7 protein-coding genes are annotated in these 11,620 nt (G+C 50.9%); 5 read left to right on the plus strand and 2 right to left on the minus strand.

Features of this window, described 5'->3' with window-relative positions; all coding sequences use genetic code 11:
- Window positions 1–69: 69 nt before the first annotated feature.
- Window positions 70–1,977: an arginine decarboxylase gene (gene speA / locus LVJ85_RS11875; protein WP_244739987.1), complete on the minus strand. Its 1,908-nt coding sequence runs from the start codon at window positions 1,975–1,977 to the stop codon at window positions 70–72.
- Window positions 1,978–2,192: 215 nt separating this feature from the next.
- On the opposite strand from speA, the gene LVJ85_RS11880 reads away from it, so the two are divergent.
- The 4 genes from LVJ85_RS11880 (at window position 2,193) to LVJ85_RS11895 (ending at window position 9,434) form a co-directional block, all read left to right on the plus strand.
- Complete coding sequence (locus LVJ85_RS11880) at window positions 2,193–4,838, plus strand: type VI secretion system Vgr family protein (protein WP_244739988.1); 2,646 nt, start codon at window positions 2,193–2,195, stop codon at window positions 4,836–4,838.
- Window positions 4,831–6,774, plus strand: coding sequence for a phosphatidylserine/phosphatidylglycerophosphate/cardiolipin synthase family protein (locus LVJ85_RS11885; protein WP_244739990.1), 1,944 nt, complete (start codon window positions 4,831–4,833; stop codon window positions 6,772–6,774). The genes LVJ85_RS11880 and LVJ85_RS11885 overlap by 8 nt, the downstream gene beginning before the upstream one ends.
- A 3-nt stretch (window positions 6,775–6,777) precedes the next feature.
- On the plus strand, window positions 6,778–8,016 hold the full coding sequence (locus LVJ85_RS11890; RefSeq protein ID WP_244739991.1) for a DUF6396 domain-containing protein: 1,239 nt from the start codon (window positions 6,778–6,780) through the stop codon (window positions 8,014–8,016).
- A 176-nt stretch (window positions 8,017–8,192) separates the two neighbouring features.
- Entirely contained in the window at window positions 8,193–9,434 is a 1,242-nt protein-coding gene (locus LVJ85_RS11895) for a DUF6396 domain-containing protein (RefSeq protein WP_244739993.1), read from the plus strand.
- Between the two features lie 84 nt (window positions 9,435–9,518).
- Here the strand turns inward: LVJ85_RS11895 and LVJ85_RS11900 are convergent, their stop codons facing one another.
- Window positions 9,519–10,181, minus strand: a complete 663-nt coding sequence (locus LVJ85_RS11900) for a helix-turn-helix transcriptional regulator (protein ID WP_244739994.1) — start codon at window positions 10,179–10,181, stop codon at window positions 9,519–9,521.
- 279 nt (window positions 10,182–10,460) lie between these two features.
- Between LVJ85_RS11900 and LVJ85_RS11905 the strand changes: the two genes are divergently transcribed.
- Complete coding sequence (locus LVJ85_RS11905) at window positions 10,461–11,351, plus strand: DMT family transporter (protein WP_244739995.1); 891 nt, start codon at window positions 10,461–10,463, stop codon at window positions 11,349–11,351.
- Window positions 11,352–11,620 lie beyond the last annotated feature (269 nt).

An 11,620-nucleotide genomic window follows, 5' to 3' on the forward strand; every position in this document is an offset into this window, starting at 1 on the left:
TCTCCCGAACGGAAATAACCATACTTCCCGTATCCGCCGGAAAAAGAGAAACCTTGCCGATACCGCCTATCAGTCTTCTGCGTCTTCCGGCTCGGTACTCAGATAGCTGCTTTGCTTGAGCGCGTGCAAAAATTCTGCGGTAAACAGTTTGCGCTCGGTGGATTTGAGCTGCGCCCAGCGGGTTTTTTCTTCAAAACGGTTAATCACTTCGCCGGTGGAAAGATGCACATAATGGAGCATGTCTTCAATGGTATCGTGTTCTTCCATACCGCCGAACTCGATGCTGCCGTTATCGCGCACATACACGTTTACCGAATCGGTGTCGCCGAAAAGGTTGTGCATGTCGCCGAGGATTTCCTGATACGCGCCCACCATAAACACGCCCAGCACATACGGCTCGCCCTGTTTCAAATCATGCACGCTCATGCTGGATTCGATACTTTGCTGGTCGACATATTGGCTGATTTTGCCGTCTGAATCGCAGGTTAAGTCTTGCAGCACGGCGCGGCGCACGGGGCGTTCGTTCAAGCGGTGCAGCGGCATAATCGGCAGCACTTGGCCGATGGCCCATGTGTCGGGCAGGCTTTGGAACACGCTGAAATTGCAGAAATATTTGTCGGCCAGCTTGTCGGTAAGGTCGTCGTACACCTGCCGCTGCGAACGTCTGCCCGCCTGAAGCTGGTTTTTCAAGCGGCGGCACAACACGGCATGAAGCTGCTCGGCCAATGCTTTTTCTTTCAACGGTACTTTGCCTTCGAGATATTGCTCGGTCACTTCGGTCAGATAATGGCCGACGCGGTAATAGGTTTCGGTTACCATTTCGCTGTCGTTGGTATCGAGCAGCGTAATCAGCTTTTTGGTGGCAAACGACAGATTTTCGGCATCGGCAATTTCCGGCACTTGCTCGGGCAGCCGTTCCACATCGGTTACATTCATCACCAGCACCGCATGATGCGCCGTCATTGCGCGGCCGGATTCGGAAAAAATGTGCGGATGCGGCATATTGTGTTCGTTGCAATACTCGGCCAGCATCGACACAATCACATGTGAATATTCGCCCATATCGTAGTTGATGGAGCTGGCATTGCGCGAGTGCGTACCGTCGTAGTCCACACCCAAGCCGCCCCCCACGTCCACATACTCAATCGGCAGCCCCAGCCCGCGCAGTTCGGCAAAATAACGCACCGCCTCTTTAAAGCCCATGCGGTAATCGGCGATATTGGAAATTTGAGAACCCATATGGAAGTGCATCAGCTTCACATTGTCGGCCAAACCCGCCGCCGTGAGCTTTTCCACCGCCGAAATCAGTTGCGCGGCAGAAAGACCGAACTTGCCTTTTTCACCGCCCGTGTCGGCCCACTTGCTCGACGACAGCGACGACAACCGCACGCGCAGGCCGATATTGGCTTTGATGCCCAGATTTCTCGATTCCTGAATCACCAAATCCACTTCCGACTCTTTTTCAATCACGATAAACACTTCATGACCGAGCCGCTGGCCGATGAGCGCAAGTCGGATGAAATCGCGGTCTTTATAACCGTTGCACACAATCGTGCCGCCTTTGGGGGCAAACGCCAGCACAATCATCAATTCCGGCTTGGAACCGGCCTCCAAACCGATCGACACCTGATCGTTTTTCGGCACGATGATGTTTTTCACCACCGATTCCTGCTGGTTCACTTTAATCGGATAAATCGCCGTATATTTGCCCTGATATTCGTTTTTGCGGATGGAGCGGTTAAACGCCGCACACAGCCGCGCCACACGGTCTTGCAGAATATCGGGAAAGCGAAACAGCATCGGCAAGTCCTGCCCGCGCTCGTTGAGCTGCGCCACCAAGCCGTATAAATCGACCTCGGTGTCGCTGTTGTTGTTGGGTTTCACCATCACATGGCCGTTTTCTCCCACCGAGAAATAACCGTCGCCCCAATGGCGGATACCGTAAAGCGACGCGCTGTCTGCTGCCGACCAAGACATATTTTCGTCCTTCAATACAAGGGTTGATATAAAGCTGCGGGCATGAAGTTTCATAGCTGCAAAGGGTAGGCATCATAGCACAGACACTATTCTCGGCGGGAAAAATCAGGCCGTCTGAAAAGCCACTCAGCTTTTCAGACGGCCTTTCATTTGAAAGGCTATACATTTTACATAGCAATAATTAATATGCATGAAAATATTAAGAAAGGATTTTCATGCAAACCCAATCCTACCACCTCACCTTCTCCCGCTTCAGCCCGTCCCTCTCCGTCGTCTCCTTCACCGCCACCGAAGCATTGAATACAGCCTACCGTCTCGACATCGAACTGACCTGCGCCGATGCCGATTTGCCGCTGTCGTCGTACATCAACCAAGCGGCCAAGTTTACGGTAACGCCGGTAAGCTCTGATGCGTTGGGATTGATCGAAGGTATGATCGCCCCCCAAGCGTTGAAGGAATGGAGCGGCATCATCACTTCCTGCGAGAAGCTGTCGGTATCGGCCGACGAAACCCGTTACCGCATGGTATTGGAACCGCGCATTGCCGCATTGAAGCACCACCGTACTTCGCGGCTGTTTCAAAACCAAAACGTTCCCGACATTATTGCCGCACTGCTGAAACACCACGGCTTCTCCGGCGTCGATTTCCGTTTCAATACCTCACGCGAATACGGTGTGCGCGAGTATGTGACCCAGTATCAGGAATCCGACTTCGCCTTTCTCAACCGGTTGTGCGAAGAAGAAGGCATCTGGTACGCCTTCGAGCAGAATGCCCAATATGGCGAGGTGGCGGTATTCGGTGACGATGCCGCCCATTATTTTCGCGGTAATACCTCCCCCTATCCCTACCGCCCCCACGGCGGATTGGAGAGTGTCGGTGCCGAAGCGGTGTTCGCCTTACAGGTAAAACACAATCCCATTCTCGAATCCATCCGCGTCGGCGACTACAACTACCGCGATGCCGATACCGACTTATCGTCCACAGTAACGGCCAAGGGTACGGAGACCGACGGCAGCGTCTTACTCGGCAGTGACAGCCATTGGGGTTTGCATCACAAGACACCCGAAGAAGCCCAACTTCAGACGGCCTTACTGCAACAGCTCGACCACAGCCGCCGTATTGTTGCTTCCGGCAGCGGCAACATCACCGCGCTTAGCCCCGGCCAAGTGTTTCAGACGGCCCCAAGCTTCAGCGAAGCACCCAACGGCTGGTTGGTAGTGTCGCTTACCCACAGCGGCAGCCGCGACCAAGCGTACAGCCATACTTTTACCGCCATTCCCGCCGACAGCATCTTCCGCCCCGAACGCATCACCCCGTTGCCCAAGATTCAGGGCAGCCTTCCCGCCAGAATCACCAGCCCCGGCAACTACACCTATGCCTATATCGACAATATGGGCCGTTACCGCGTCAAACTGCCGTTTGACCTCGACGAATGGAGCCCGGGCGGAGAAAGCCGTCCCATCCGTCTGGCCAAACCCTATGCCGGCCCCGACTACGGCCAACACTTCCCGCTGCACGAAGGCACCGAAGTGATGCTGTCGTTCGTGCAGGGTAATCCCGACAGACCCTACATCAGCGGGGTAATGCACGACAGCTCCCACCCCGACCACGTGCCTGCCGACTGGAACACCCGTAACGTCATCCGCACTTGGGCGAATAATAAGCTGCGGATGGAAGACAAACAGGGTCAGGAACACATCAAACTGGCGACCGAATACGGCAAGAGCCAACTCAACCTCGGTCATATCGTCGACAGCCAAAGACAAAAACGCGGTGACAACGGCGAAGGATTCGAGCTGCGTACCGACAGTTGGGGTGCATTGCGGGCGGGCAAAGGTTTGTTTATCAGTGCCGATGCCCAAAATCAGGCTGCGGGTCAGGTGTTGGATATGGATGCCGCCATCGCCCAACTCGAGCAGGCAATTTCCTTAGCCAAAAGCCTTAACAAAGCCGCCCATACTGCCAAAAACGAAGCCACCGAGGCCGAAGAGCAGGCAGGCCGTCTGAAAGACAGCCTCAAACAGCTGCAACACGCGGGCATCATCCAATCCGCCCCCGACGGCATCGCCACCGCCACCCCGCAAAGCCAACTGCACACTGCCGGCCAACACATCCATCACATCAGCGGCGGCGACACCGACATCAGCGCCGGCAGCAACTTCACCGCCCATGCGGTAGAAAGCGTCAACCTGTTCGCCCAGAGCAAAGGGGCGAAGTTACAGGCCAATCAGGGCAAGGTGGAGATACAGGCGCAGAACGACGAGATGCAGATTAATGCCCTCAAAGACGCCACCATCACCAGCAGCGCGGGCAAAGTGACCGTGGCGGCAAAAGACGAAATCCTGCTCACCAGCGGCGGGGCGTACATCAAGATTAAAGACGGCAATATCGAGTTGGGCTGTCCGAAGATGGTGTGGGTGAAGTGTGCGGGGTTTCAGGTGATGGGGCCGAGCAGTATAAGTATCACTCACCCGGAATGGCCTAAAACCTTACCTAAGCGTCCGATGCGTATTAGTTTACGACAGTCACCACATTCGGATAATTTCTATATAGGTATGCCATATACGCTTTACGCTGACGGAGCAGAAATCCAAAAAGGCGTAACAGACAGGACAGGTTATATCAATATCGAACATGAAATACCGACAAGCAGGTACAAAATTATTTTTGCGAACGGAGCAGAATTCGTAGTACCGATTGCAGACGAATTTAAAGAAAATACCTCAAGGGACGAGATAACCAATCAGGGTTTTCATGCTTTAAAATACAACGGTTTAAAACTTTCTCCGTTACAACAGGCAAAAAAATACTTTGAAATTATTAATGGCAAACAAGATTCCGAGGAGTCTGAAAATGAGTAAATGCACGACAGCAACAGCCACAAAAACAAAATTGGGCACCAATGTGTCCATGAACTGGTTTTTAGACAAAACAGGAGACTGTTCTCCTCCTGTAGCGGCAACGTTCAAACCGTTGATTAATGGAAAAGAAGCATTTACAACACTTCACGAAAAAATTGAAAAAGCCAGCTCATCGATTGATATTGCCATATGGGGGTTTCAACCCTCCATGCATTTCAAGAGAGACGGTAAAAGCAAATGCATTGGCGATTTACTGATTGAAAAAGCAAACGCTGGGGTAGAGGTTCGCGTGCTGGTTTGGAGCATGCCTTTCAAGCTGCAAACTTTTCAAGAGGCCAATATGGGAAATGCACCAAGTGCCTATAAAAGTGGTGTACCAGGTGTCACACAAAAGCAACGGGATTATGATGCAAAATGGTATCTAGCAATTGAAGGAAAGCTGCATACAATGTATCAAAGCCCTAAAGGGGCAGACAATGATACAGTCAAAATCAACATGCAAAAACAATACAACTTGCAGCATAAATATCCTTTACTAATGGAATTTTCCAAATCACAAGCAAGAAAAAACCTGCAATTTCGCACTCGTAGTGTTGCGGATCAAAAAAATAACTATTTAGATAAAGAAATACCGGAAAATGCCAAATTTATATTGAATAAATTTCCTTCTCATCATCAAAAAACCGTTTCTATTGATATCGACAAACCTTCTCAAGCGATAGGTTTTGTTCTTGAGCATAATATGGTTGACAATTACTGGGATGATAACAGTCATTTTTACGGAAAAATATCACCTCCCGACAAAGGTAAAAATGTAGAAGTACCTTTACAAGACGTATCCAGCATTGTCAGCGGTGAAGTTTTGTGGTTTATCAACCGCAACTTCTGTCAATCATGGGATCGCGTCAGCAATGAAAAACTGGAAGAAAAAAGAAAAAAGCTGACTCTTGACCAATACCCGTTAAATAAATCGTTAGGTACACCGCTTATGGCTCAAATTCTGCGCACATACGACAAGCCCGACATTGAAGACATAAAAAATATTTACTTACAAAATATTAAAAAAATCTCCAGCTATATCTATACCGAAAACCAGTATTTCAGATGGCCAGTACTGGCAGAAGCATTTATCCAACACTGGCAGAATCTGCGCAAACAGGGGAGGCCTGCCAGCATGCCTATTCATTGGTTTGCCATAACCAACAGTTCAGACGACGGATTGGGTAAAGGTACGTTTACTACCAACAAGATGTTGGAAAAATTAGGACGGCAGGATGTGATGCCGAATGTTGCCCTAAACCATGCAGATCGAATTAATACATTGAAAACCACACTGGCCCATATTCCGCCCGGCACACCCGGTTCGATGGTTGAAAAATGGAAAAAAGAATTGGCAGAATTGGAAGCACGATATAAACAGCAGACCGGAGAAAAATATCAGCCTTACACCAAAGAAGCCGAAAAAATTCGTGAATCCGATGTGTTAAAACAGCTGAAAAAAGAACTTGGAGTAAAAGTACATGTTTGCACCTTAACCGCATCCAATGCTTGGAAAGAGGTTTATATCCATTCCAAAGTAACCGTTATTGACGACGTATTTACCGTAATCAGCTCAGCCAATCTAAACACCCGCAGCATGCAGGTAGACACCGAGTTGGGTATTTTTACCGAAAGTAAAGCGGTTGCCCAAAAGTTGCGCAAAGATTTGTGGAAACTGCATACCCGAGATTTACACCGTGCTGATAGCGATCCGTTAAAATACAGCGCAAAAGCCAACCCCAACGGTATGCATGATCCAGCAAATGCAAAAATTGCTTTTGAAAGATGGGGTAAATTAATGAAAAAAAACAAAGAGCAAATAGAAAACGGCATGCCCCCCTTGTACCCCTTGTGCGAATTTCTACGGCTGGATCCCAAAATCACCACTTTGGATTAACACATGAAACGTTCCACAAAAATCACTTTGTCCGTGCTCGCCCTTATCGGCTTGGCACTCTATATGGCCTACCGATGGATTGCCTGCATCGATATGGGCGGCACCGGACAAGGCAAACCGGATTTCTGCTACAACAAACCCAACTGGTTTGAACGGCAGCAAGCAAAAAGGGAAACCATGAAAAACATCGAAGAAATCAAACGAAACCTCGAATTCACCTGCGTACACGAACAGCGCCCGCCTTTATCGGAAGAAACACAGCAGCTCTATCATTACGCGCTGCACCGCGATTTAAACCATATGTGGCCGGGCGAACGCGGCGACGGTTTTTGGGACAAACTGCTGCCCTATTACCGCATCGCCGCCGCCAACGGCGACTATAAAGCCAATGTGCGCCTGCAATTCATTCTCAGCGACGGCTGGACACAAGTGCCTGAGATAGAAGCGGAAATAGAAGTGCATCAGCTCAATAAACTGCTGCAAAAACAACTCCCCGCCACCGCCTATTACCTGCTCAAAGGCTATATCGAAGACGGCTACGGCGTTTCCGCCCCGCCAGACAGCGAACTGGCCTTTCTGCGTAAAGCCGCCGATATGGGCAGTAGGGATGCCCAATTCGTTTTGGGTAAAACACTTATGGGAATCGATGATAAAGAAACACTTCAATTTCGTTTGGAACTGAAACGCAAACTCTACCGCTGCGCTTCCGAACAAGGCCAGGGAGATGCATCAGAATGGCTGGGGATTGATTTACAAAATATCAAACAATATCCGGAAGCGGTAGCGGCTTTTTACCAAGGCGTAAAGAACGGCAACAGCCAATCAGCCTTATGGCTTGTAGACGGCTTTCAAGGCCTGGAGTTAAACCTTACTCCGGATGCCGAACGAGCACGCCGCTACGAAGCCATCAGAGACTATCTTTCTACTTACGACTTCATGTCTCCCAAAGTCCCTGATTTGGATGAAATAGTGCCATTACCTCCAGCACCATTGCCGGAATGGGACGGCAAAATCGCCTTCCAACGCTGGGTAGAGGGGAAAGAACCGCCCAAACCCTCCGACGAATTGATGCAAAAACTGGCCGATCAAGCCAAGCTGGATGTGAAAACAGGCCTTCCTATTGCCGCACCAACCCAACCGGAAGCAGCCAAAGCATATCCTGCCGACCCTGCTCCCCCGCACCCGCCGCAGAAACCGCAAACCCTGTCTTGGCGGCAAAAGTTTAAAAACCTGTTGTCTTGAAATATGCTTGAGGCCGTCTGAAATCTTTCAGACGGCCTAGATGAATCCTTACTGCTTGCCATCAACGTCGGCAGACTGGTCAACGACATGCATAAATAGAAAACGGCATGCCCCCCTTGCACCCCTTGTGCGAATTTCTACGGCTGGATCCCAAAATCACCACTTTGGATTAATACATGAAACGTTCCACAAAAATCACATTGTCCGTGATCGCCCTTATCGGCTTGGCACTCTATATGGCCTACCGATGGATTGCCTGTATCGATATGGGCGGCACCGGACAAGGCAAACCGGATTTCTGCTACAACAAACCCAATTGGTTTGAGCGGCAGCAAGCAAAAAGGGAAACCATGAAAAACATCGAAGAAATCAAACAAAACCTCGAATTCACCTGCGTACGCGAACAGCGGCCGCCTTTATCGGAAGAAACACAGCAGCTCTATCATTACGCGCTGCACCGCGATTTAAACCATATGTGGCCGGGCGAACGCGGCGACGGTTTTTGGGACAAACTGCTGCCCTATTACCGCATCGCCGCCGCCAACGGCGACTATAAAGCCAATGTGCGCCTGCAATTCATTCTCAGCGACGGCTGGACACAAGTGCCTGAGATAGAAGCGGAAATAGAAGTGCATCAGCTCAATAAACTGCTGCAAAAACAACTCCCCGCCACCGCCTATTACCTGCTCAAAGGCTATATCGAAGACGGCTACGGCGTTTCCGCCCCGCCAGACAGCGAATTGGCCTTTTTACGCAAAGCTGCCGATATGGGCAGTAGAGACGCACAATTCGTATTGGCTGAAAAGGTGGCTTGGATTGACCATGAAGAAACACGTGAATTCCGGTTGGAATTGATGCGTAAGCTCTACCGCTGTGCTTCCGAACAAGGTCAGGGAGATGCATCAGAATGGTTAGGGATCAACTTATCAGGGCTTGGACGACACCAAGAAGCGGTAGCGGCCTTTTACCAAGGTGTAAAAAACGGTAATAGCCAGTCTGCTTTCAGCCTTGCCAAAGGCTTTGAATATAAAGAATATTTAAATATGCCTCCGGATGCCGAACGAGCACGCCGCTACAACATCATCAGTGATTATCTTTCCAATTACGACTTTATGTCTCCCAAAGTCCCTGATTTGGATGAAATAGTGCCATTACCTCCAGCACCATTGCCGGAATGGGACGGCAAGATTGCTTTCCAACGCTGGGTAGAGGGAAAAGAACCGCCCAAACCCTCCGACGAATTGATGCAAAAACTGGCCGATCAAGCCAAGCTGGATGTGAAAACAGGTCTTCCTATTGCCACACCAACCCAACCGGAAGCAGCCAAGGCATATTCTGCCAACCCTGTTTCCTCGAGCCCGCCGCAGAAACCGCAACTCCTGTCTTGGCGGCAAAAGTTTAAAAACCCATTGTCTTGAAACATACTTGAGGCCGTCTGAAAACATTTTCAGACGGCCTCTTGATATATAAAACAACTGCTTTACCCACCTGCTATTTCCCCATCAACCCCACTCCCGCAGTTTCGCCAAATACAACTTGCCGCTTTCCGTCAGCCTTAAGGCGCGGACTTCGTGGGCGGGTTGTTCGATATAGCCGCGCACGGCAAACGCGGCCATCATTTCATGCCCCAGCCAGCCTGCGATGTGGTAGGTTTTCTCCGTCCAATCCAAACAGGCGTTGGTGTGTGGCGGGTGGTTGGCGGCGTTGATATCGAGCGTGTCCAGCCATGCAATGCCGGCGGGCGTTACTTCGTAATGTTCGTTGGCACCGTCCAATATCACTAAACCTGCTTCGCACAGGCTTTGGCTGATGCTGACTGCCATTTCACCCGCCATATGCCCGTAGCAGATGCGCAGTTTTTGGTGCGGCTGCTCGACGCGGCTTTTGCCTTTGTCGGCGAGCAAGGCGAGTTTTTGCAGGATGTCCATCACTTTCGGGCTGCCGATGCGGTAGAGGCGGTTTTTGCCGTGAACTTCCATTTCCACCAAGCCGCCGCGACGGAGTTTGTCTAAATGTACGCTGGCCGTCTGAACGGTAATACCGGCGATTTCCGCCAATTCGGTTACGTTCAGGCGGTCGCGTCCCAACAGGGCATCCAGCATCAGCGCGCGGCTGGGGTGGCCGATCAGATGGGCGGTGTGGGCGAAATGGTGGGCTAACGACATGATGCGGTTCCTCACAATAGCGGTGCAACAATACAGTCAATCAACTTAAAAACAGTACACTCTTCACACTCGGGCTTGACCCGAGTCTCGTCTAAATTTGTTGAAACTCAAGATACTCGGGTCAAGCCCGAGTATGACGGTTTTGTTACTCAACATTAAGCGGATTAACTATATACATTATGCCTTTCACAGCATACCTTTCATTTCGTCTGCGGGCGAAATATAGTAGCCGTTTCCGCTGCTAAGGTAATGATACGACAACGTCTTGAAAGAGAGGGCATGATGTATCTGATTTTCGGTATGCTGTTCAGCCTCTTGTGGGCTTCGGCCTTTATCGCGGGCAAATTCACGCTGCAAACGCTCGAGCCTTTAGACATGTTGAGTGTGCGTTTCTTGCTGGCGGCGGCGTTGGTATTTGCCTTGTGTGTGTGGCTGGCGCACAAAGGCGCGGATTTAGGCTGGCGCGGCAAATCGTTGTGGCTGCACGGATTTTTGCTGGGTTTAACGAATTATGCGCTCTATTTGGGCTGGTCTTACACGGGCTTGAAAACGGTTTCGCCCGAACTGGTGGTGTTGCTGGTTTCGACCATGCCTTTTGTTACCGCGTTTGTGTCTTCCCTGCTCACGCGGCAATGGTCGTGGCTGCAATGGGCGGCGATTTTGCTGGGTTTTGCGGGCGTGTATGCGGTTTTGTCGGCCAGAATGCCGCAAGCGAGCTGGGATATCGGCATCGTGTGGACGCTGATGGGCATGTTGGCCTTGGCAGCCGGCACGCTGATTTACCGCGCAGTAGCCGGCAAACATCATCTGCTCGCTTTAACGGGCGTGCAAAACTTATTCGGCGGCCTGCTTCTGCTGCCCTTCGCCACGCCTTCAGGCTGGGCGGCGGCGATGCACAACAGCGTGTTTACGTGGTCGCTGTGGTATCAGGTAATTGTGGTGTCGGTGGTGGCGATGCTGATGTGGTTTCAACTGGTGCGTTGGCTCGGCCCGGCTCACGCAGCGGCTTTCCATCTGCTCAACCCGATTTTCGCCACTCTGCTTGCCCGGCTGTTTTTCCACATTCCGCTAGGCTGGACGGACATCGCCGGCACTTTGCTGGTGGTGATCGCACTAGGCATGTTAAACCGGCAGAACATCAAACAAGTCGAAGCAGCCAAACATCCCTAAAACCCAAGCAAGCGCAGTCAAGGCCGTCTGAAAACGGGCTTGGTAAGGGCTGAGACCTTTGCAAAACCGCCTAATGTGGATGCAGTTCAAGGCGTAGCAGAAATGCGCCGCAGATGGGGGTTTTGCAAAGGTCTCGGGCTGCGTGTCGGATACAAGTATCCGACCTACTGAAAATGTTTCAGACGGCCTCAGTTTTATTTTCAACGTAGCTCGGGCATCCCTGCCCGCCGCTGGTGGCCGGACATCGACGTTGTAGGTCGGATTCTCGA

The organism is Neisseria sp. Dent CA1/247, from assembly GCF_022870825.1.
Lineage (GTDB): Bacteria > Pseudomonadota > Gammaproteobacteria > Burkholderiales > Neisseriaceae > Neisseria > Neisseria zoodegmatis.